This is a genomic window from Pseudomonas sp. BW16M2, assembly GCF_014268865.1.
Lineage (GTDB): Bacteria > Pseudomonadota > Gammaproteobacteria > Pseudomonadales > Pseudomonadaceae > Aquipseudomonas > Aquipseudomonas peradeniyensis.
The window spans coordinates 364,811-385,453 of record NZ_JABWRI010000001.1 but is presented as its reverse complement, the minus strand read 5'-3'; the positions used below and the strand labels follow the sequence as shown (position 1 = coordinate 385,453).

The window sequence follows — 20,643 nt, the reverse complement described above, 5'->3', positions numbered from 1 at the left end:
CCCGCGAGGTGCCAGGCAAGGCAGCACATCCATCCAATCCAGCGCTCGTCTGCTGTTGCACAGTGGATGCAGGCCAGCTCATCTCCAGGGAATGTCAGCGATGAACACCGCAACCGAAGGCAACCGCAGCGTCGTCACGCTGGTGATCCAGCACAAGGTCCGTGCCCAGGCGCTGGCGCACTACGAAACCTGGCTCAAGCGCGCCGTGACCACCGCTCGGCAACAGCCCGGTCATCTGGACGTCAATGTCATCCGCCCGGACGACGGCGGCCGCCACTTCACCACCGTGGTGCGCTTCGCCGATGCCGGCCTGCTGCAGGCCTGGGTCAACTCTGCCGAGCGCCAGGCGCTGATCAGTGAAGTGCTGCCACTGCTGGAAGACGGCGACCAAACCCAGGTGCACGATGACCCGGAGTTCTGGTTCACCCCGCCCAGCGTCGGCGCCGCGCAACCGCCGCGCTGGAAGCAGGCCCTGCTGACCTACCTGGTGATCTGCCCGATGACCCTGGTCATTCCCCAGCTGCTGGCGCCGCTGTTTGCCCGCTATCCGCTGCTGGGTGGCCAGATCACCGGCAACTTGATCACCAACCTGTTCGTCATCCTGCCCGTGGTGTTCTACATCATGCCCTGGGTGACGCGCCGCTGTGCCGGCTGGTTGCGCCGCTGAGCGCCCGCCGTGATCCATTGCTAGCCTTCAACCGCCTGCCGATCACCCACCCGGACGGAGAGCACCATGAGCCAGGACCCTACCGACCAGAGCCGCCGCAAGTTCCTCGCCACCAGCACCGTGCTCGGTGCCGCCGGCGCGCTGTGGAGCGCATTGCCGTTCACCGATTCCGCCCATGCCGCCCTTTCAGGAGATCCCATGTCCGCCGACCTCATCTTGTTCAATGGCAAGTTGCACACCGTTGACCGCGAGAAGCCCACCGCCAGCGCCGTCGCCATCAAGGCCGGCAAGTTCCTCGCCGTGGGCAGCGACGCCGAAGCCATGGCCCACAAGGGTGCCACCACGCAGATCATCGATCTCAAGCAGCGCACGGTGATCCCCGGCCTCAACGACTCGCACCTGCACCTGATCCGCGGTGGCCTGAACTACAACCTCGAACTGCGCTGGGAAGGCGTGCCGTCGCTGGCCGACGCCCTGCGCATGCTCAAGGACCAGGCCGAGCGCACGCCGACCCCGCAGTGGGTGCGCGTGGTCGGCGGCTGGAACGAGTTCCAGTTCGCCGAGAAACGCATGCCCACGCTGGAAGAGATCAACCAGGCCGCGCCGGACACTCCGGTGTTCCTGCTGCACCTCTACGACCGCGCCCTGCTCAACCGTGCCGCGCTCAGGGCGGTGGGCTACACCAAGGACACGCCCAATCCCCCCGGCGGCGAGATCCAGCGCGACAAGTTCGGCAATCCCACCGGCATGCTTATCGCCCGGCCCAACGCCACCATTCTCTACGCCACCCTGGCCAAGGGGCCGAAGCTGCCGCTGGAGTACCAGGTCAACTCCACCCGCCAGTTCATGCGCGAGCTCAACCGCCTCGGCCTGACCAGCGCCATCGATGCCGGTGGCGGCTACCAGAACTACCCGGATGACTACCAGGTGATCCAGGAGCTGGCCAACAACGACCAGCTGACCGTGCGCATTGCCTACAACCTGTTCACCCAGAAGCCCAAGGAAGAACTGGCTGACTTCAAGAACTGGACGCAGAAGGTAAAGCCGGGCGATGGCAACGACTTTTTGCGCCACAACGGCGCCGGCGAGATGCTGGTGTTCTCCGCCGCCGACTTCGAGGACTTCCTCGAGCCACGCCCGGACTTGCCGCAGACCATGGAGCAGGAGCTGGAGCCGGTGGTGCGCCACCTGGTCGAGCAGCGCTGGCCGTTCCGCCTGCACGCCACCTACGACGAGTCGATCTCGCGCATGCTCGACGTGTTCGAGAAGGTCAACCGCGACATCCCGTTCAATGGCCTGCCGTGGTTCTTCGACCATGCCGAGACCATCACCCCGCAGAACATCGAGCGGGTCCGGGCACTGGGCGGTGGCATCGCCATCCAGGACCGCATGGCCTTCCAGGGTGAGTACTTCGTCGACCGCTATGGCGCCAAGGCCGCCGAACACACCCCGCCGATCAAGCGCATGCTCGACATGGGCGTGCCGGTGGGGGCGGGGACCGATGCTACCCGGGTGTCCAGCTACAACCCGTGGACTTCGCTGTACTGGATGGTCAGCGGCAAGACCGTCGGCGGGCTGGAACTGTATCCGGAGGGTCTGAGCCGCGAGACCGCGCTGCAGCTGTTCACCCATGGCAGCGCCTGGTTCTCCAGCGAGCAGGGCAAGAAGGGGCAGATCAAGGTCGGTCAGCTGGCCGACCTGGCGGCGCTGTCGCTGGATTTCTTCAGCGTTGATGAAGAGGCGATCAAGGGCATCGAGTCGGTGCTGACCATCGTCGACGGCAAGGTGGTGTACGGCGCCGCCGAGTTCGACAAGCTGGGCCCTGCGCAGGTGCCGGTGTTGCCGGAGTGGTCGCCGGTGGCCAAGGTGCCGGGGCACTGGCGCGCCGGTGCGCCGATGGCGGCGGCGCTGCACCAGTGCGTCGGGCCGTGCGGGGTGCATGCCCACAGTCATGAGAAGGCGCGGCATTCCAGTGTGCCGGTGAGCGATTACCAGGGCTTCTGGGGTGCGTTGGGTTGTTCCTGCTTCGCGTTCTGATGGCCTGATCGCGGGGCAAGCCCGCTCCCACCGAGACTACAGGGCTTCGTGGGAGCGGCGATGCGGCGGCCCGACTTGCCCCGCGATGGCGTACTACGCCATGTCGCTGATGGCGAACTCCTCCGCCAGATGATCGATCAACGACCGCACCGACGGCAGCAATCCCCGCCGCGACGGGAAGATCGCATGCACGATGCCGCAACGCGGATGCCAGCCTGGCAGCATCTCCACCAACCGCCCCGCCGCCAGGTCCTCGCGCACTGCCACCCTGGGCAGGTGCGCGATCCCCACGCCCGCCACCACGAAATGCCGCAGCGCGAACAGGTCGTCGGTGACCATCCGTGGTTTGTGCGGGATCACCAGGCTGCGGCTCATGTCCTCACCCTGGAACAGCTCCCACTGGTATTCACGCTGGGCGCCGCCCCAATGGACGCTGGGTAGCTCGCTGAGCTGCTGCGGATCAAAGCCTTGCGCAAGCTGTTCGAGAAACGACGGGTGGCCGACCAGGCACTGGGTGCTGTTGCTCAGCACCTTCATCACCATGTCGGTGTTCTCCAGCGGCGGGAAGCGCACCCGCAGCGCTACGTCAAAGCCCTCATGCAGCAGGTCGACGCGGCGGTTGGTGCTCTCGATGAACAGCTCCACCTGCGGATACTTGAGCATGTAGCGGGTCAGCATCGGCCCGACCCAGGAGTTGAGCAGAGTGGTCGGGCAGCTGATGCGCACCAGCCCGCGTGGTTCGCTGCGGTTGCGCTCGATGATCTCGGCGGCGCCCTCGGCTTCCACGCGCATGGCCAGGCAACGGTTGTAGTAGGCCTGGCCGATCTCGGTCAGCGAGCAGTGCCGGCTGGTGCGGTGCAGCAGGCGCACGCCGAGGCGCTCCTCCAGGTCGGCGATGCGCCGGCTGAGCTTGGACTTGGGCATGTCCAGCGCACGCCCGGCCGGGGCGAAGCCACCGTGCTCGACCACCTGGGTGAAGTAGTAGAGGGAGTTGAGGTCTTCCAAGGGGCGATCTCCGCAGCGCGCCGGGGACAATGGTTCGCAGTCTACCGGGCGATGGTGGCCCTCATCCAACTCCCTTCAAGCCAATATCGCTCAGGACGACTCGATTCCCTCCAGCATCGCTTCCGTCAGGCCTTCGGCCATCTCGATGCCATGCAGGCTGGCCCACAACAGGCTCCTGCCGGTTTCATCCATATGCTCCAGCGCCTTGTAGCCGACGTTGTAGGCACTGCGCAGGTACTCGGCGACATGCACCAGAGCGTCGTGGGCGTTGATATTGGGGTTGACCGCGAACAGCGGTGGGTGGCCGGCGTCGCATTTGCCGAAGGGGTGGTGGCGGGTGTCGGGGAGGGGTGGGTCGGGGACGATTTTTTTCATGGTCAAACTCCGATAGAAATTGACCGGCACCGTCCGTTTCCACGCGAAGGGTGGCGGCTGTACACGGGGTGGAAAACCAGGTTATCGGAGAACCCCGGCAGGCCTTGCGGCCTCCCGCGTACAGCTGCCGTGACGACAGATAATCCGATAACCAACCAGCCGGGTTTCCACGCCCGATCGCTGAACCGACAGCGACCCGGTCAGCCTAGAGGGCATGATTTCCACGGACAATCAGAAGGGTATCGACAGACTTTGTAGGGTATTTCTTGGGCTGTAGGCTGCTCAGTAGGAAAGGTTTTCAGATCACGTAGGACATGGCTGAACTCAGCAGATTCGAGCGTTTTTTGAACACGTTCCTTCGAGCTTGTCGGAAGCTTCTCGATTGATCTGCACTGCCGCTGTTGTATGGTTTCAGGCGAGCGCGAAACCAGTTGCTATCCAGTGGCGAGAACTGGTGAAGGAACCCCGTTGGTGGCTGGATCATCAGCGTAGGGTGAGACCTCGATCTGCCGTTTGAACTGGGGGCCGCAAAGCGGCCCCAAGATTTCAAGACGAAGTGACAACTATGCACAACCCACCCCACCCCGGCGAAGCCTTGCGCGAAGACGTACTGCCCGCCATCGGCATGAACGTCTCCTCCCTGGCCCGCCACCTTGGCTATTCACGTGGTCAGTTATCCATAGTGCTCAACGGCCATGCAGCCATTTCAGCCGACCTGGCCTATCGCCTCGAACTGGCCGGTCTTGGCAGTGCTCGGCAGTATCTGGCCGAGCAGGCGGCTTACGACCTGTGGCAGGCCGCGCACCGCGAGCATCCACCCATCGAGCGGCTGGCGTTCGCCTGAGCGTCAATCCTCATCCGACGCAAACAACCGCTCCAGCTCCACCCGCGCCTCCTTGGCCGTCTGCATCACCTTGGCCCGGTCGTCGCGCACATGCCCCTGGGCCTCCAGCACCTGCTCGTCATGCTCGGTGAAGCGGGCGATCCGATCCGCCGCCTGCGCTTCCGTCAGGCCCAGCCCGACCAGCGCCCGCCGGCTCATTTCCAGGCTGGAATGGAAGGTCTCGCGAATCGGCTCGGCGCCCACGTCCATCAGCTTGTGCACATGCTGGCGGTTGCGCGCCCGGGCGATGACTTTCAGGTGCGGGTACAGGCGCTTGACCCGCTCCGCAGTGCGGGTGGCGGCCTCGGGGTCGTCGATGGTGATGATCACGTACTCCGCATCGCCGACCTTGGCCGCATGCAGCACCTCGGTGCGCGACGGATCGCCGTAGAACACCGGCACCTGCTCGAACATGCGCGTCATCTCGATGGTGTCCACCGAGGTTTCCAGGGCGACGAAGGGGATCTTCTGCGCCCGCAGGATGCGCGCCACGATCTGGCCCATGCGGCCCATGCCGACGATCACCACCCGTGGCGTGCCGGCGTCGATCTGCGTGTACTGCTCGGGCACTTCCCGGGCGGGTTGCGGACGCTTGAGGGCGCGGGCGCAGCCGATCATCAGCAGCGGGGTAAGGGCCATCGACAAGGTGATGGTCATCAGCAGCAGGTCGTAGGTCAGGGTGTCGAACAGGCCCTGGTCCTTGCCCAGTTTGAACACCACGAAGGCAAATTCGCCACCGGCCGCCAGCACCATGCCCAGGCGCAGGGCGCTGGCGCTGTTGAGGCCCCCGGCGATGCGGCCGACGCCGATCAGCAGCAGCAGTTTCACCGCGATCAACAGCACGGTCATGCCCAGCAGCACCAGCGGCATCTCCAGCAGCAGACGCAGGTTGGCGCCCATGCCGACGCTGATGAAGAACAGCCCCAGCAGCAGGCCCTTGAACGGTTCGATCTGCGCTTCCAGCTCGTGGCGGTACTCGGAGTCGGCCAGCAACAGGCCGGCGAGGAAGGCGCCCAGGGCCATGGAAATACCGGCTTCCTCCATCAGCCAGGCAGTGCCAATCACCACCAGCAACGCGGTGGCGGTGGACACCTCCGGCAGGCCGGTGCGGGCGACGGTGCGAAACAGCGGGCGCAGCAGGTAGCGGCCGCCGACAATGACGATGGCGATGCTGGCGAACACCTTCAGGCCATGCTCGAAGCTGTCGCCTTGGCTAGTGTCCGGGCCGCTGGCGGCCAGCAGCGGCACCAGGGCGATCAGCGGAATCGCGGCGATGTCCTGGAACAGCAGGATGGCGAAGGCCAGGCGGCCGTGGGGCGCGTTGAGCTGCTTGCTCTCGGCCAGGCTCTGCAGGCCCAGGGCGGTGGACGACAGCGCCAGGCCCAGGCCGAGGACGATGGCAGCCGGCAGGCTTTGGCTGAAGCCGAACAGGGCGATGGCGCCGAGCGCCGCGCCGGTCAGGACCACCTGCGCGGTACCCACGCCGAACACCGACTTGCGCATCAGCCACAGGCGCCGGGGCGACAGCTCCAGGCCGATGATGAACAGCAGCAGGACAACGCCCAGCTCGGAGATGTGCGCGACGCTCTCTGTGTCGCGGATCAGCCCCAGGGCCTGCGGGCCGATGGCCACGCCGGCTAGCAAGTAGCCGAGCACGGCGCCCAGTTGCAGGCGCTTGGCCAGGGGCACGGCGACCACGGCGGCGAGGAGGAAGATGACGGCGGTTTGTAGAAGGCTGCCTTCGTGTGGCATTGCTCGGACTCCTTGAACTGCGTGCGGCAGCGTTTGATGCAACAGCTTATGCCATCGATGAAAGAGGCGGGCATTTTCGGGTGGGGAGGGAAACAGGACAATCCCGGACTTGCGGGAAGCATCGTTCTGAAAGTGGAACCTTTGTTGAATCAATCGCGGGGCAAGCCCGCTCCCACGAAGGTCTGCTACCTTGCGTGGGAGCGAGCTTGCCCCGCGATGGTGATTGGCCACTTATTGCAGATGGGTTTTCAAGGCCTGCGCCGCCTGGTCCATGGCACTGCGCACACTGGGCACGGTGCTCAGCACATTGAGCAGGCCGTAGTCATGGATCAGGCCGTTGTAGCGCACGGCGGTCACCGGTACCCCGGCGGCGTCCAGCTTGCGGGCATAGGCTTCGCCTTCGTCGCGCAGCACGTCCATCTCGGCGGTCTGCACCAGGGCCGGCGGCAGGCCTTTCAACTGCTCGAGGCTGGCGCGCAGCGGCGAGGCATGGATGTCGTCGCGCTGGCGCGGGTCGGTGGTGTAGTTGTTCCAGAACCACTGCATCATGTTGCGGGTCAGGAAATGGCCTTCGGCGAACTGGTTATACGACGCGTTGTTGAAGTTGGCGTCGGTCACCGGCCACAGCAGGGCCTGGAAGCGCAGCTTCGGCGTACCGGCCTCCTTGGCCTTCAGTGCCACCACCGCGGCCATGTTGCCGCCGACGCTGTTGCCGGCCACCGCCAGGCGGCTGCCGTCCACGCTGATCTCCTTGCCGTGCTCGGCGACCCAGCGGGTGGCGGCATAGGCCTGGTTGATCGCGGTGGGGAACTTGGCTTCCGGCGATGGCGTGTAGTCGACGTACACCGCTGCGGCGCCGGAGCCCACCACCAGGTCACGGATCAGGCGTTCGTGGGTGGGGTAGTCGCCCAGCACCCAGCCGCCGCCGTGGAAGAACATGAACACTGGCAGTTCACCCGTGGTGCCTTCGGGCCGCACCACGCGGATCTCCAGCGGCTGGCCATCGGCCTGGATGGTCCGGCGTTCGACGCGGATCCCCGACACATCGACCTTCACCCCGGCCTGGGCACCGCTCAGCACCGCACGGGCATCCTTGGGCGAGAGGGTTTCAAGCGGCTTGCCGCCACCAGTGGCCAGGGCCTCGAGGAAGCCCTGGGTGGTGTGCTCGACGCCGGGGCTGCCGGCGGCGAAGGCGCTGTTCACGGCGAGGGCCAGCAGGCCGGCGGTCAGGGTGTGGGACAGTTTCATGTTCTAGCTCCTTTAGGGTTCGAGCCGTGGCTCAGTTCTGGTTGGCGAGGACGGTGGGTTGCACGTAGCTCACGGCGCGCAGCTGGCCGCTGCTGTCGCGGTAGGTCAGGGTGGCGGTGCTGGCCTGGCCCTGGGCGCTGGTGGGTGCATCGATGCTGATGACCTTGGCGATGTCCAGATCCATGCCGTAGCGGTACGGGGTGGCTTCGCTGGCGAAGCTACCGGCGCTGGTGCCGAGGGCCAGGGTGGTGACGGTGAGGGCGAAGGCTTTGCGAAGGGTCATGATCGTTCTCCGGGTTCTGCTGAGTGGGGTTGGCGACTGCTTGCTGCTTGAGGTGAATATTGCGCGCTAATATTTAGCGTGCAAAATATATTTCCGCTATGACGCTGATTGAGTGCGTCTTGGCAAGCTTCTGTGGAAGCGGGCGGGCAGCCTCAGGCGCTGGGTCGGTACTGCAACGCTTCCGCCAAGTGCGCCCTGGCGATGGATTGCGCGCCCTCCAGGTCCGCCAGCGTGCGGGCCACCTTCAGCAGCCGGTGCGCCGCCCGCAACGACAGCGTCAGCCGTTCGCAGGCCTGCTCCAGCCAGGCCTGGTCAACCGGTTCCAGCGGGCAATGCCGGCGCAGCCCCTTGAGGTCGAGGAAGGCGTTGGCGCAGCCCTGCCGACGCTGCTGCAGCGCCCGTGCCTCGGCCACCTTCTGGCCAACGCTGGCGCTGGTCTCGCCACTGGGCTGGTGGGTCAGCACGGTACTTTCCCGGGCCACCGTCAGGTGCAGGTCGATGCGGTCGAGCAGCGGGCCGGACAGCTTATTGCGGTAGCGCTGGACCTGCTCGCTGCTGCACCGGCAGCGGCCGGTGGGATCGCCCAGGTAGCCGCAGGGACAGGGGTTCATGGCCGCCACCAACTGGAAGCGCGCCGGAAAACGCACCCGGTCCTTGGCCCGGGCCACCACGATCTCGCCGGACTCCAGCGGCTCGCGCAGCACCTCCAGCACGCGCCGTTCGAACTCGGGCAGTTCGTCGAGAAACAGCACGCCATGGTGCGCCAGGGTGATCTCGCCGGGTTGCGGCCGGCTGCCACCGCCCACCAATGCTGGGCCGGATGCGGAATGATGGGGGTGACGAAAGGGTCTCTGCGGCCAGCTGTCGAGCGGTGCATGGCCACTGACCGAGCGGATCGCCGCCACCTCCAGCGCTTCACGCTCGTCCAGCGGCGGCAGCAGCCCGGGCAGACGACTGGCAAGCAAGGTTTTGCCGGTTCCCGGGGGACCTGTGAACAACAGGTTATGTGCACCGGCCGCGGCTACCAGCAGGGCGCGCTTGGCCGCGATCTGGCCCTGGACTTCACTGAGATCCGGATAGGGGCGTTGTTCCAGCAGCAGGCCATTGGCCGCGAAGGGAGACAGCGCTGGCTGGCCGTTCAGGTGGGCCACCAGCTCGCGCAGGTGCCCCATCGCATACACCACCAGGCCGCTGGCCAGGCTGGCCTCCTCGGCATTCTCCCGAGGCACCACCAACGCCCGGCCCGCATCCCGGGCCGCCAATGCCGCAGGCAGCACGCCCTGTACCGGGCGCAAGGCGCCCGACAGGGCCAGCTCACCCAGGCACTCGATATCGTCGAGGGTGGCCACCGGCACCTGGCCATTGGCGGCGAGGATGCCCAGGGCGATGGCCAGGTCGTAGCGGCCGCCGTCCTTGGGCAGGTCGGCGGGGGCGAGGCTCTGGGTGATGCGCCGGGCCGGGTAGTCCAGCCCGGAGTTGATGATGGCGCTACGGACCCGGTCCTTGCTCTCCTTGACCGTGGTTTCCGGCAGGCCGACCAGGGTGAGCGTGGGCAGGCCGTTGGCCAGGTGGGTTTCGACGCTGACAGCGGGGGCCTGCACGCCCACCTGGGCGCGGCTGTGGACGAGGGCGAGGGACATGGGCACTCCGTGTTTGCAGGTGATGGCCGCGTCCTGCGGCCTGGCAAAGCTTAGTGGTGCGCTTGGGCGGGTGGACGAGAAGAGTGCGTCGAGGTTTTTCCGGGTCAGCGCGCCTTTCTGAGTGTTGTATCTGGACAGGGCGAGGCTAAGGTCTAGAATGTGGTCACAACGTAGCTACAAAGTGCTTAAGGGGAGTCTCATGGCCCATACCGAAGTCGTTCGCACGCGCATCGATAGCGAGCTGAAGACCAACGCGACAAGAATCTTGGAGGAAATGGGCATCACCGTTTCCCAGGCCATCCGCATGATGCTGGTCCAGGTCGTACAGACCAAGGCGCTGCCGTTCGAAGTGAAGGCTTTGTCGCTAAACGAGCGAGCCCGCCAGGTAATGGAAGCCCAGGACCGTGAGCGTACCGTGCAGACGCATGACAACGCCGAGGCGTTGTTCAAGGACCTGGGTATTTGAGCCAAGGGTCTATTCGAACAGGTAGCTGTGTGGGCCGGTCTGTTCCAAGGTGATGGCGCCGGCTCTGATGTCGCATTGGTAGATTAACCACCAGTCGTAACTGACGAGGCAGCACCAGCGACCGGGCGCCCCTACCAGCTGACCATCACAATGCCTGGGCGGCAGCGGGAGCTGCTTTTCCAGGTGGCGGACAATGTCGGCACCTGCCGTGCCGGACGTCAGCGTGCACCGACACGCCGACTTGCCTGGTTTCATGAAGCAGGTTGCGACCTCAGTCAAACACGCCGCGCAAGGTCAGCACGAAGTTGCGCGGCTCGCCGTAGTAGTTGCCGTACTCGGACGTGCCGACGCTGGCGTAGTACTTGCGGTCGAACAGGTTGTTGCCGTTCAGGGCCAGGGTCCAGTGATCGTCGACCTTGTACTCGACCATGGCGTCGTAGACCGCGTAGCCGCTCTGGCTGAAATCGAACGGGGTTTCACCCACGGTGTTCCAGTTGGCGTCGAAGCGGTAGGCCTTGCCTTCCACATAGCTGGCGCTCTGGGCGGTTACCCCGGCGCCGACGCGCCACGCCGACCAGTCGCCCGGCAGGGTGTAGACCGACCAGAGCTTGAACAGGTGCTTGGGCGTGACGGTGGTGTACAGCGTGTCCTCGCTCTGGTCGTCCATCAGGTTGAGGGTATAGCCGGCGATCACATCCCAGCCCGGCAGGATTTCGCCGGTGGCCTCCAGGTCGATACCCTTGCTGACCACCTTGCCCTGACCGATGAAGCAGCAGGAGGCGCTGTAGCTGAACGGTGTGTTGGGGTAGGCGGGGTCCTTGATCGCCTGGTGTTCACGCTTGGTGTAGAACAGCGCGGCGCTGAGGTTCAGCGCGCCATCGAACAGTTCGCCCTTGATCCCGGTCTCGTAGGTCTTGCCGGTCATCGGGTCGAGGGAGGTGCCGGACTTTTCCGGGCCCTTGAGTTTCTGCGCCTGGGGTTTGTAGATCTCGGCGTAGCTGACGTAGGTCGACCACTGGTCGTCGAGCGCGTAGATCAGGCCACCGAATGGCACCAGGGTGGTCGGCTCGCGGTGCGAGACCTGGTCCTGGCGAGCCCAGTCCCCGGAGCCGTCGCGGTTGCGCGTGGCGTAGGCCTGCTCGAAGGTATAGCGCTGGGCGCGGGCGCCGATCACCAGCTTGAGCGGGTCGGCCAACTGCAGGCGCAGGGTGGAGTAGAGGCCGTACTGCTTGCGTTTGTTGGGGTAGTAGTCGCGGTAGAAGGCATGGTTGGTGGCCTCGGTCGGCAACGGTGTCGACTGCGGGTCCCACAGGTCGATCATGCCGCCCAGGCCGACCTTGCCCTGGGCCGCGCGCCAGCGGCTGGTGACCTCCTGGTAGTCGCCACCCACCAGCAGTTCGTGTTGGCGGCCGAAGGCGTCGAAGGTGCCGGAGAGGTTGACGTCGAACACCGACTGCTTGCTCCAGCTGGAGACATAGCTGCCCCACCAGTAAGGGCCGGTGTTGCTGTTCTCGTCAACGGAGCCGTAGGGGATCACGCCTTCGGTGGAGCCTTCGTTGTACGAATAGGTGTAGGAGGTGTTGAGCTTCCAGTCATCGGAGAAGCGATGGTCGAGCTTGGCGAACAGCTCGCGGGTGTAGCTGTCGTTCCAGGCGCTGTTGGTGGTGTACCAGGTGTGCCGCGGCAGTTTCAGGTCGCCGCCGGTGCTGTAGCGCGGCAGGCCGTCGCCCGCGCCGTTTTCATGGACCTTGTCGTAGCTGCCGCCGAAAGTGAGCATGGTGTCGTCGCTGACGTCGGCCTCGAGCACACCATAGAAAAACGGCCGTTCGGTGCTGCGGTTGTCGAAGAAGTACTGGCGGTCCTGGTAGGCGGCCACCATCCGCCCGCGCAGCTTGCCGTCGAAGGCCAGGGGACCTGTGACATCCACTTCGCTGCGGTAGTTGTCCCACGAGCCCGCCGAGGCTTCGAGCTTGAGCTGGTAGTGATCGAGCGGGCGCTTGCGCACCAGGTTGACGATGCCGCCCGGGTTGCCGGTGCCGCCGAGCAGGCCGCTGGCGCCGCGCAGCACTTCGACATGGTCATAGGCGGCCAGGTCGTACTTGCGCTGGCTGTAGAAGGTGCCCAGGCCGTTGCCGATGTCCATCGGTGCCGTGCCGTCGATCTGCAGGTTGTCGATCGCAAAGCCACGGGAGATGAATTCCTGGGTGTTGAAATTGACGTTGCGCAGGGTGATGCCGGGAGTGAATTTCATCGCGTCGTCAAGGCTGACCATGCGCCGGTCCTCGATCAGCTGGCGGCTGACCACCGATACCGACTGCGGGGTGTCCTTCAGGCTTGTCGGGGTCTTCGAACCGACGCTCACCAGCCCGGTGGTGTAGGAGCGCGTGCCCTCGGTGGCCTGGCCCATGCCTTGCCCCTGAACCTGCGTGCTGCCGAGCTCCAGGGCGTCGCCACCGCTGGCGGCGAGCTGCAGCGCCCAGTTGCCGTCGGCGGCCTGCACGGCCTTGAGCCCGGTGCCTTCGAGCATCAGATACAACGCCATGTCGGTGGGCAACTGGCCGCGCACTGGCCTGGCCTGCTTGCCCTGCACCAGCTGCGGGTCGTACGGCAGGCTGATGCCGGCCTGCTCGGCGAAGCGGTTGAGGGCTTCGGCCAGTGGCGCGGCGGGCAGGTCGTAACGGCGCAGCGGCTGTTCGGCCAGCACGGGGTGGGCCAGGCCGATGCCGGCGCCAAGTAGCAGGGCCTGGGCGAGCAAGGTGGGGCGGTAGCGGGACAGCAGATCCATCGAAAGCTCCTGGGAATTGGCAGGTGTTTTTCCTGTTTGTCGAAGGAGCGGAGAAAACCCGTAAACGAGAATCGATTTTCTTTACGCCGGAAGGATGCGCACCCACAACGCGGTGCGCCATTGCAGGCGCACCGGCCAGGTGTGGGCCAGGCTGCGCAGGGCATTGTCGGTATCGTCGAGCTGGAACACCCCGGAAACACGCAGGCTGGCCACCGCCGGGTCGCAGCCGACCCAGCCTTCGCGCTGGCGGGCCAGGGTATCGGCCAGTTCGGCCAGGGGCATGTCGTTGGCGATCAGCAGGCCACGGGTCCAGGCCGAGCCCTGGGCCTGGGGATTGGCCAGGGGCTGCGCGCCATGGTGGTCGATGCGGTACTGCTCGCCGGCCTTGGCCAGTTGCTGGGCTCGCCCGGGCACCTGGATCGCGACCTGGCCCTGGTCGATGGCCAGGCGCGTGTTGCCGCGCGCCTGGCAGACATCGAACGCCGCTTCGAACGTCCACAGGCTGGCCTCGGCGCTGGTCACGCACAGGGGGCGTTGCTGGGTGTCGCCCTGCGCGCGGACATAGACCTGCCCTTCGAGCAGATCGACCCGGCGTTCGGTCGCGCTGAAGCGCACGTTGACCGCACTGCGGCTGTTGAGCTGCAGCTCGCTGCCATCGGCCAGCTGGAGACGGCGACGCTCTGCGGTCCGGGTGCTGTGGTCGGCCAGGCTCACGCGCCAGGGCGAGTGTTGCAGTGCCGTGCCGCTCAGGCCCAGCCCCAGCAGGCCAAGGGTGAGCAGCTTGAGGGCGTGCCGGCGATCCGCCCGCTCGGGCGCCGTCAACGCACGCAGGGCAACGCCCTCGGGCAGCTCGCGGGCCTGGCTGAAGCAGGCCTGGGCTTCCTGCAGGGCCTGCCAGGTGGCTTCATGGCGCGGGTCGCTCTGGCGCCAGGCCAGGCAGGCGGCACACAGTGCCGACGCATGCTGCGCCGACTCGAGCCTGACCAGCCAGCCGATGGCCTGATCGAGCACCTGGTCGCTCATGGTTCCAGCCTTGCCAGATAGCAGTGGCGGATGGCCTTGACCATGTACTTCTCGACACTGCTCAGGCTGATCCCCAGGTGATGGGCGATTTCCTGGTAGCTCATGCCTTCCAGGCGCGACAGCAGGAAGGCCATGCGCACCTTCGCCGGCAGGCCATCGAGCATGGCGTCGATCTGCATCAGCGTCTGAAGCAGGATCAGCTGGCGCTCGGCCGAGGGCGCCTCGGGTTCCGGCAGGCTGGCCAGGGCCTGCAGGTACGCGGTCTCCAGCTTGTGCCGGCGCTGGCGGTCGATCATCAATCCTTTGGCCACGCTGCTGAGCCAGGCTCGCGGTTGGCGTAGCGTCGGGATCAGCTCCGGCCTGCCGAGCAGTTGCACGAAAGTGTCGTGGGCCAGGTCGGCGGCGTTGTCGGCATGTTGCAGGCGTCGCCGCAGCCAGCCCAGCAGCCAGGCGTGGTGATCCTGGTACAGCGCATCCATGGCCTGGCGCGGCGGCGGAAGTGAGGGTGAGGGCACGACGAGCCTCTCCTGCAAAAGGAATGAGCGAGATGCAGATGGGAATCGCTCTCAATCCTACGGGGTTTGCAGGCGTGTGCTCAAGAGGTAGTCAGTCCATTGTGGGCTTGTCCCGCGAAGCAATCACCGCGTTGCATGGCACCGGCATTGCCGGTGTTCGCGGGGCAAGCCCGCTCCCACGTGTACAGTCCTGGCCCCCAGAGCGAGAGGGTGCCGATTGTCAGGTCAGTGTGACCGTGGCTGCCTGCCGCAGATCACCGGAATCCCCGAACCCCGCGCCCGTGCCAGCAGCTCCTCGGTGTCGTCGCCGCCCGGCAGCGCCAGCACCAGGTCGGGTCGGCTGTCACGCAGCATGAAGACGTTGCGCAGGCGCTCGGCCAGCTTGCCGTGCAGCTGCCAGTTGGGCGGGTAGCGCACGATGTCGGCGCCCTGCTCGCGGGCCCAGCCTTCGATCTCGCCGCCCAGGTGCTGGCTGCCGCCGTGGATCAGCACCCGGATCGGTTGCTGGCGCTGGAGGGCGTCCAGCGCCTGGCGGCAGCGTTGGCTGTCGGCGTAGTTGCGCCCCGCGCAGATCAGTACGCGCATGCCCACCCCCTCAGAACCACTGGCCGAAGCGGCGGATGTACAGGGTCTTCATGCCCTGGGCCACCAGGCAGTAGCCCAGCAGGGTGGCGGCCAGCCATGGGAAGTATTCCCATGGCAGCGGCACCAGCCCGACCATCGCCCCCAGCGGCGAGAACGGGATGTAGATGCCCAGGCACATCACCAGGCCGGTGGCCAGGATCACCGGCAGCGCCGCGGTGCTCTGGAAGAACGGCACCTTGCGGGTACGCAGCATGTGCACCACCAGCGTTTGCGACAGCAGCCCCTCGATGAACCAGCCGGACTGGAACAGTGCCTGCATTTCCACGCTGTTGGCGGCGAACACGTACCACATCAGGGCGAAGGTGGTGATGTCGAAGATCGACGAAGTGGGGCCGATCCACAGCATGAAGCGGCCGATGTTGCGGGCATCCCACTTGCGTGGCTCGCGCAGGAATTCCTTGTCCATGCGATCCCACGGCAGCGACAGCTGGGAGAAGTCGTACATCAGGTTCTGCAGCAGCAGGTGGATCGCCAGCATCGGCATGAACGGGATGAACGCGCTGGCCACCAGCACCGAGAACACGTTGCCGAAGTTGGAGCTGGCGGTCATGCACAGGTACTTCATGATGTTGCCGAAGGTTTCGCGGCCCTTGAGCACGCCTTCTTCCAGCACCATCAGGCTCTTTTCCAGAAGGATGATGTCGGCCGATTCCTTGGCGATGTCGGTACCGCTGTCCACCGAGATGCCCACGTCGGCATCGCGCAGCGCCGGGGCGTCGTTGATGCCGTCGCCGAGGAAGCCCACGGTGTGGCCGTTGGCCTGCAGCGCCTTGAGCACCCGCGACTTCTGTAACGGGGTGAGCTTGGCGAACACCGTGCGCTCCTCGACCAGCGCCTTGAGCTGGGTGTCGTCCAGGCGCTCGATGTCCTGGCCGAGCAGCGGCTGGCCGGGTTCCAGCCCCACTTCGCGGCAGACCTTGCAGGTGACCACCGGGTTGTCGCCGGTCAGCACCTTGACCTTCACCCCCATCTCGCGCAGGGCGGCGATGGCCGGGCCGGCGGTCTCCTTGGGCGGGTCGAGGAAGGTCAGGAAGCCGCGGATCACCAGCTCGCGCTCGTCATCGGTGTGGTACTGGGGCTTGCCGGCGACGGCCGGAATGTCACGGGTGCCGACCAGCAGAACGCGGAAGCCTTCCTGGTTGTAGGCGCTGGCGGTGGCCAGCAGTTGCTGGCGTCGCCCGTCATCCAGGGCGATCCGCTGGCCGCCTTCCTCGACATGGGTGGCGATGGCCAGCATTTCCTCGACGGCGCCCTTGCTCACCAGCAGGTGATCGCCCAGGGCATCCTTGACGATCACCGACAGGCGCCGGCGGATGAAGTCGAAGGGCAGCTCGTCGACCTTGGCGTAGGCATAGGGTGGCTGGAAACGCTGGTCTTCGCTGGCAAAACGCAGCACGGCCTGGTCCATCAGGTTCTTCACGCCGCTCTGGTGGTGGCTGTTGAGCCAGGCCAGTTCCAGCAGGCGCGGGTCCTTGTGGCCGCTGGCATCGACGTGGTGCTCGAGGATGATGCGGTCCTGAGTCAAAGTTCCGGTCTTGTCGGTGCACAGCACGTCCATCGAACCGAAGTTCTGGATGGCGTTCAGGCGTTTGACCACCACCTTGCGCCGGGCCATGGCCACGGCGCCCTTGGCCAGGTTGGCGCTGACGATCATCGGCAGCATTTCCGGGGTCAGGCCCACGGCCACGGCCAGGGCGAACAGGAAGGCGTCGCTCCAGTCGCCCTTGACCACGCCGTTGAGCATGAACACCACCGGCACCATCACCAGCATGAAGCGGATCAACAGGCGGCTGACGCTGTTCACGCCACGGTCGAAGGCGGTCTGGCTGCGCGAGCCGACAATGGCCTTGGCCAGCGAACCGAAGTAGGTGCGCTTGCCGGTGGCCACCACCACGGCGCGGGCGCGGCCGCTGACCACGTTGGTGCCCATGAAGCCGATGTTGGGCAGATCCAGCAGGCCGCTTTCATCGTTGGCGCTGCCTCCGGCGGACTTCTGCGCGACATGGCCGAGGGTGTCGTACTTCTCCACCGGCAGCGCTTCGCCGGTCAGCACCGCCTGGCTGATGAACAGGTCGCGGGACTCGATCAGGCGGATATCGGCGGGGATCATGTCGCCAGCGGCCAGTTGCACGATATCGCCGGCCACCAGTTCGTTCATCGGCACTTCGCGCAGGCGCGCCGGCTGGTCGTGGCGCTCGCGGCGCAGCACGGTGGCGGTGGTACGGACCATGGCCTTGAGCGCATCGGCGGCCTTGCCCGAGCGGTACTCCTGCCAGAAGCGCAGCAGGCTGCTGAGGCTGACCATGGTCATGATGATGATGACCTTGGTCAGGTCCGCTTCTTCCAGATCGCCTGCGCGTACCGGCAGCCAGTAGTCGGTGATGAAGCTGATGCCGGCGAGGGTGAGCAGCACGTAGATGAAGGGGTTGTGCAGGGCCTTGAGCAGTTGCACCAGGGCCGGTTGCGGCTTGTCATGGGCAACCTGATTGGCGCCGTCGCGCTGCAGGCGCTTGGCGGCTTCGTGCTCGGTCAGGCCCAGCTCGCTGGCGTCGAGGTTGGCCAGGGTCACGGCCAGGCCGTTGCGTGCCTCGCGGGCGGCGCGCATGGAGAGGCGGGTATCTTCGCCGGCTTTGCTGCGGGTGTTGCGGTCTTTTACGGTCATTTGGCTGTGCTCCTGCCGCAGGAGGCGGCACGACACACAGTCGACTCACGGTGGGGAAGGTGAGTGAACGTGTCCCGTGTCGCAATGATTCAAACAATGAAAAACGTGGTTTTTCCGACGTTTACGTGTTCGCTGGCGAATGCCGGAAATTAGATCGGCAGCGAACTTTCGACTGGCTGATTCCATGGTCGGTTAATCCCTTTGCTAAATGGCGGGCAATAGAAATCCAACGAACTTTAATTATTTGAAGTTCGGAAGTTTCTGACGATTTATATGGCGTCAGTTCAGCAAACGGACAGCATCGCGCGCGTCACTGCAGGCAGTAACGGGTGCGCTATCGACTGGGCGGTTCCAGGGACGAGGACAGGCCCCAGCCGAGGACAGGACGGTGCGGGGCCTTGTGCGCACAGGTGCGCAGGCGAGGGGTGGCGATATCGAGGTTCATGAGCTTGCCTCCGACCGGGCGGGCACCCGGGGCGGCAAGCTACGGCGGAGCAACAGGCTCTGGCGCGGCTTGCCCGACCTAGGGGCGGGCCCGGAGTTCCGGTTCAAGTGCCTGGCGGCTAAAGGCTGCCAGACAGCGACTAGATACTGTGTCCATTGAATTCTTCGTGAGTTGAAATAAAGGCCCGCTTTTTGGGGCGGGTGAACTTTATGCAAAGCATAGCGGGGAAGTCAACCGGGAAGGCGTAACTTAAATATGTTTCATCTGGTGCAAGGTGAATTAATCCAGCGTGGTGCTCAAGTGCAATCGCGGGACAAGCCCGCTCCCACGCTGGTAATGCTCTCAACCCGGCTTTCAGGGCTTGGCGCCCAGGATGATGTGCGAGGCCTTGATCAGCGCGGTGGCCTTCACGCCCGGCTTCAGGCCGAGCTCCTGCACCGCTTCGCGGGTTACGATGGCATACACCTCGGTGCCGCCCGAGAGCTTCAGCACCACCTCGGCATTCACCGCGCCGTCGCCGACCCGCAGCACTTCGCCTTCCAGGCTGTTGCGCGCGGACAGCCTGTAGCCGGCGGCATCGGTCATCAGCACCACCCAGGGCGCCTTGACCAGCGCCACGGCCTGATTGCCGACATTGATGTTGAGGTTGTGCAGGCTGGCCATGGTGACCACCGCCACCAGTTTCTCGCCGCCGCCGAGGGTCAGTTCGACCTCGGCATTCACCGCGCCAGGCTGGACGGCGCTGACGGTACCTTCGAAGACATTGCGTGCACTGACTTTCATAGGGAAGCACTCCGTGTGATCAATCACCACGCCCGAGGCATTCAGGCGCGTACGTAAACCCAGGCGGTCAGCCCCGAAGCGAGGCCGACGGCGATACGCTTGTAGTCCGACACTTCGTAGCGGTCGGCGGCGGCCAGCTCTTGTTCGCTGATCTGGAAGACCATGCCGGCGACGCTGTCTTCGGCCCGCTCGCTGGGGGAGACGATGGGGTGATGGCTCTTGCCGCTGGTGGCCAGCACTTCAGGGTCGGTGATCTGCACCCAGTCCTGGCGATAGCCCGGCATGCGGTCGGCCTGGCCGGTCAGCTCACGGCCGAAGTTGGCCAGTTGCACGGCCTTGTCCTGCAAGGTGCCGTAGGAGAACAGCAGTACCGGGTAATCGCTGGACGGCTGCATGGCTTATTCCTGAGTAGGCGGGGCGATCCGTGCTTCCAGCTCGGCGAACTGCCGCTCGAGGGCTTCGAGGCGGGCGCGGGTGCGGGTCAGCACCACCATCTGGCTGTCGAACTCCTCGCGGCTGACCAGGTCGAGCTTGCTGAAGGCACCCTGCATCAGCACCTTGAACTGGCTTTCCAGTTCGGCGCGGGGCGCGGCGGTGTCACCGCTGAACAGGCGCGAGGCCTGGTCGCTCAGGGCATCGAGGAAGGCTTTGGGCGCGAGCATGTCTGGTATCCGCTGATTCTTGAAAGGGCAGCAGTGTAGCACGGGGCTCCGGGCCACTTGCGCTGCACGCTTTTCGCGCAGGGCGGCCAAAGGTCGCGCACCGATTTTGTGCGCTTTTTCCCTGCTGGCGATTGGCCAATCCCTGCCGGTTCACGCAACTACCTGTTTTCCCGTGAATTGCGCCAACTGGCAAGGTTTCTGCAAAGACCTGACTGAGCCATGCACTGATGCAGTCCCTCGTGACCAGGCAGTGCGCAGGCGGAGCCGGAAGGTTCTTCGTCACAGCCGGATCGTGCGTCGGCGGGGAGGATGGAGCCGACGACGCGTTACAAAGCCAGGCGCTGCGCTTAGACTTGAGACGGGTTTGTTTTCCTGGGGCAAGTCCACCAAATCGGGAGAGAGTTTCATGAAGCTAGTCACTGCCATCATCAAGCCGTTCAAGCTGGACGACGTGCGCGAGTCGCTGTCGGAAATCGGCGTGCAGGGCATCACCGTGACCGAAGTCAAAGGCTTCGGCCGGCAGAAGGGTCACACCGAGCTGTATCGCGGCGCTGAATATGTGGTCGATTTCCTGCCCAAGGTGAAGATCGATGTCGCCATCGACGACAAGGACCTCGATCGGGTGATCGAAGCCATCACCAAGGCGGCCAACACCGGCAAGATCGGCGACGGCAAGATCTTCGTGGTCAATCTGGAGCAGGCGATCCGCATCCGTACCGGCGAAACCGATACCGACGCGATCTAAGCGCCAAACCAAGCCTCACCAA

19 protein-coding genes are annotated in these 20,643 nt (G+C 65.3%); 5 read left to right on the top strand and 14 right to left on the bottom strand.

Annotated features, from left to right (window positions below; genetic code table 11):
* Window positions 1-100: 100 nt before the first annotated feature.
* Window positions 101-667, top strand: a complete 567-nt coding sequence (locus HU735_RS01710) for an antibiotic biosynthesis monooxygenase (protein WP_082120339.1) — start codon at window positions 101-103, stop codon at window positions 665-667.
* 66 nt (window positions 668-733) lie between these two features.
* Window positions 734-2,704 (top strand): amidohydrolase, encoded by a 1,971-nt coding sequence (locus HU735_RS01705; protein WP_186712175.1) that lies wholly within the window; start codon window positions 734-736, stop codon window positions 2,702-2,704.
* A 93-nt stretch (window positions 2,705-2,797) separates the two neighbouring features.
* Here the strand turns inward: HU735_RS01705 and HU735_RS01700 are convergent, their stop codons facing one another.
* Together HU735_RS01700 and HU735_RS01695 are read right to left on the bottom strand one after the other, a co-directional pair.
* Window positions 2,798-3,709: a LysR substrate-binding domain-containing protein gene (locus HU735_RS01700; protein ID WP_050703240.1), complete on the bottom strand. Its 912-nt coding sequence runs from the start codon at window positions 3,707-3,709 to the stop codon at window positions 2,798-2,800.
* A 90-nt stretch (window positions 3,710-3,799) separates the two neighbouring features.
* Complete coding sequence (locus HU735_RS01695; protein WP_028688634.1) at window positions 3,800-4,084, bottom strand: DUF3077 domain-containing protein; 285 nt, start codon at window positions 4,082-4,084, stop codon at window positions 3,800-3,802.
* Between the two features lie 565 nt (window positions 4,085-4,649).
* On the opposite strand from HU735_RS01695, the gene HU735_RS01690 reads away from it, so the two are divergent.
* Entirely contained in the window at window positions 4,650-4,928 is a 279-nt protein-coding gene (locus tag HU735_RS01690; protein ID WP_186712174.1) for a HigA family addiction module antitoxin, read from the top strand.
* A 3-nt stretch (window positions 4,929-4,931) separates the two neighbouring features.
* Here HU735_RS01690 and HU735_RS01685 read toward each other — a convergent pair whose 3' ends face one another.
* The 4 genes from HU735_RS01685 to HU735_RS01670 form a co-directional block, all read right to left on the bottom strand.
* The gene (locus HU735_RS01685; protein ID WP_186712173.1) at window positions 4,932-6,719 is read right to left on the bottom strand and encodes a monovalent cation:proton antiporter-2 (CPA2) family protein; all 1,788 of its coding nucleotides are present in this window, start codon (window positions 6,717-6,719) and stop codon (window positions 4,932-4,934) included.
* 231 nt (window positions 6,720-6,950) lie between these two features.
* Window positions 6,951-7,967, bottom strand: coding sequence for an alpha/beta hydrolase (locus HU735_RS01680; protein ID WP_186712172.1), 1,017 nt, complete (start codon window positions 7,965-7,967; stop codon window positions 6,951-6,953).
* Between the two features lie 31 nt (window positions 7,968-7,998).
* On the bottom strand, window positions 7,999-8,250 hold the full coding sequence (locus HU735_RS01675; RefSeq protein WP_084941019.1) for a DUF2790 domain-containing protein: 252 nt from the start codon (window positions 8,248-8,250) through the stop codon (window positions 7,999-8,001).
* Window positions 8,251-8,402: 152 nt separating this feature from the next.
* The gene (locus tag HU735_RS01670; protein ID WP_186712171.1) at window positions 8,403-9,890 is read right to left on the bottom strand and encodes a YifB family Mg chelatase-like AAA ATPase; all 1,488 of its coding nucleotides are present in this window, start codon (window positions 9,888-9,890) and stop codon (window positions 8,403-8,405) included.
* A 199-nt stretch (window positions 9,891-10,089) separates the two neighbouring features.
* Between HU735_RS01670 and HU735_RS01665 the strand changes: the two genes are divergently transcribed.
* Entirely contained in the window at window positions 10,090-10,356 is a 267-nt protein-coding gene (locus HU735_RS01665) for a type II toxin-antitoxin system RelB/DinJ family antitoxin (RefSeq protein ID WP_186662005.1), read from the top strand.
* Between the two features lie 271 nt (window positions 10,357-10,627).
* Here the strand turns inward: HU735_RS01665 and HU735_RS01660 are convergent, their stop codons facing one another.
* The 8 genes from HU735_RS01660 to HU735_RS01625 all read right to left on the bottom strand — a co-directional run bounded on the left by HU735_RS01660 (window position 10,628) and on the right by HU735_RS01625 (window position 19,876).
* Window positions 10,628-13,141, bottom strand: coding sequence for a TonB-dependent siderophore receptor (locus tag HU735_RS01660; protein ID WP_186712170.1), 2,514 nt, complete (start codon window positions 13,139-13,141; stop codon window positions 10,628-10,630).
* Between the two features lie 81 nt (window positions 13,142-13,222).
* Entirely contained in the window at window positions 13,223-14,164 is a 942-nt protein-coding gene (locus HU735_RS01655) for a FecR domain-containing protein (protein WP_186712169.1), read from the bottom strand.
* Complete coding sequence (locus HU735_RS01650) at window positions 14,161-14,643, bottom strand: sigma-70 family RNA polymerase sigma factor (RefSeq protein ID WP_186712326.1); 483 nt, start codon at window positions 14,641-14,643, stop codon at window positions 14,161-14,163. Before HU735_RS01650 ends, HU735_RS01655 begins: the two co-directional genes overlap by 4 nt.
* A gap of 261 nt (window positions 14,644-14,904) precedes the next feature.
* Window positions 14,905-15,264 carry a DUF2493 domain-containing protein gene (locus HU735_RS01645; protein ID WP_028688625.1) on the bottom strand — a complete coding sequence of 120 codons (360 nt, stop codon included), beginning with the start codon at window positions 15,262-15,264 and terminating at the stop codon, window positions 14,905-14,907.
* Window positions 15,265-15,274: 10 nt separating this feature from the next.
* On the bottom strand, window positions 15,275-17,986 hold the full coding sequence (mgtA, locus tag HU735_RS01640) for a magnesium-translocating P-type ATPase (protein WP_186712168.1): 2,712 nt from the start codon (window positions 17,984-17,986) through the stop codon (window positions 15,275-15,277).
* Window positions 17,987-18,785: 799 nt separating this feature from the next.
* Entirely contained in the window at window positions 18,786-19,214 is a 429-nt protein-coding gene (locus HU735_RS01635; protein ID WP_186712167.1) for a TOBE domain-containing protein, read from the bottom strand.
* Between the two features lie 41 nt (window positions 19,215-19,255).
* Complete coding sequence (locus HU735_RS01630) at window positions 19,256-19,609, bottom strand: gamma-glutamylcyclotransferase family protein (RefSeq protein ID WP_186712166.1); 354 nt, start codon at window positions 19,607-19,609, stop codon at window positions 19,256-19,258.
* Between the two features lie 3 nt (window positions 19,610-19,612).
* A complete protein-coding gene (locus HU735_RS01625; RefSeq protein ID WP_186712165.1) occupies window positions 19,613-19,876 on the bottom strand; it encodes an accessory factor UbiK family protein in 264 nt (87 codons plus the stop codon).
* A gap of 406 nt (window positions 19,877-20,282) precedes the next feature.
* Here HU735_RS01625 and glnK point away from each other — a divergent pair, with 406 nt between their 5' ends.
* Complete coding sequence (glnK, locus tag HU735_RS01620; protein WP_002555808.1) at window positions 20,283-20,621, top strand: P-II family nitrogen regulator; 339 nt, start codon at window positions 20,283-20,285, stop codon at window positions 20,619-20,621.
* Window positions 20,622-20,643: the final 22 nt, after the last annotated feature.

Excerpts from the sequence above, each read along its gene's own strand:
- HU735_RS01710 (WP_082120339.1), top strand. The coding sequence starts at position 101 with ATGAACACCGCAACCGAAGGCAACCGCAGCGTCGTCACGCTGGTGATC.
- HU735_RS01705 (WP_186712175.1), top strand. The coding sequence starts at position 734 with ATGAGCCAGGACCCTACCGACCAGAGCCGCCGCAAGTTCCTCGCCACC.
- HU735_RS01695 (WP_028688634.1), bottom strand. The coding sequence starts at position 4,084 with ATGAAAAAAATCGTCCCCGACCCACCCCTCCCCGACACCCGCCACCAC.
- HU735_RS01690 (WP_186712174.1), top strand. The coding sequence starts at position 4,650 with ATGCACAACCCACCCCACCCCGGCGAAGCCTTGCGCGAAGACGTACTG.
- HU735_RS01685 (WP_186712173.1), bottom strand. The coding sequence starts at position 6,719 with ATGCCACACGAAGGCAGCCTTCTACAAACCGCCGTCATCTTCCTCCTC.
- HU735_RS01680 (WP_186712172.1), bottom strand. The coding sequence starts at position 7,967 with ATGAAACTGTCCCACACCCTGACCGCCGGCCTGCTGGCCCTCGCCGTG.
- HU735_RS01675 (WP_084941019.1), bottom strand. The coding sequence starts at position 8,250 with ATGACCCTTCGCAAAGCCTTCGCCCTCACCGTCACCACCCTGGCCCTC.
- HU735_RS01670 (WP_186712171.1), bottom strand. The coding sequence starts at position 9,890 with ATGTCCCTCGCCCTCGTCCACAGCCGCGCCCAGGTGGGCGTGCAGGCC.
- HU735_RS01665 (WP_186662005.1), top strand. The coding sequence starts at position 10,090 with ATGGCCCATACCGAAGTCGTTCGCACGCGCATCGATAGCGAGCTGAAG.
- HU735_RS01660 (WP_186712170.1), bottom strand. The coding sequence starts at position 13,141 with ATGGATCTGCTGTCCCGCTACCGCCCCACCTTGCTCGCCCAGGCCCTG.
- HU735_RS01655 (WP_186712169.1), bottom strand. The coding sequence starts at position 14,164 with ATGAGCGACCAGGTGCTCGATCAGGCCATCGGCTGGCTGGTCAGGCTC.
- HU735_RS01650 (WP_186712326.1), bottom strand. The coding sequence starts at position 14,643 with ATGGATGCGCTGTACCAGGATCACCACGCCTGGCTGCTGGGCTGGCTG.
- HU735_RS01645 (WP_028688625.1), bottom strand. The coding sequence starts at position 15,264 with ATGCGCGTACTGATCTGCGCGGGGCGCAACTACGCCGACAGCCAACGC.
- mgtA (WP_186712168.1), bottom strand. The coding sequence starts at position 17,986 with ATGACCGTAAAAGACCGCAACACCCGCAGCAAAGCCGGCGAAGATACC.
- HU735_RS01635 (WP_186712167.1), bottom strand. The coding sequence starts at position 19,214 with ATGAAAGTCAGTGCACGCAATGTCTTCGAAGGTACCGTCAGCGCCGTC.
- HU735_RS01630 (WP_186712166.1), bottom strand. The coding sequence starts at position 19,609 with ATGCAGCCGTCCAGCGATTACCCGGTACTGCTGTTCTCCTACGGCACC.
- HU735_RS01625 (WP_186712165.1), bottom strand. The coding sequence starts at position 19,876 with ATGCTCGCGCCCAAAGCCTTCCTCGATGCCCTGAGCGACCAGGCCTCG.
- glnK (WP_002555808.1), top strand. The coding sequence starts at position 20,283 with ATGAAGCTAGTCACTGCCATCATCAAGCCGTTCAAGCTGGACGACGTG.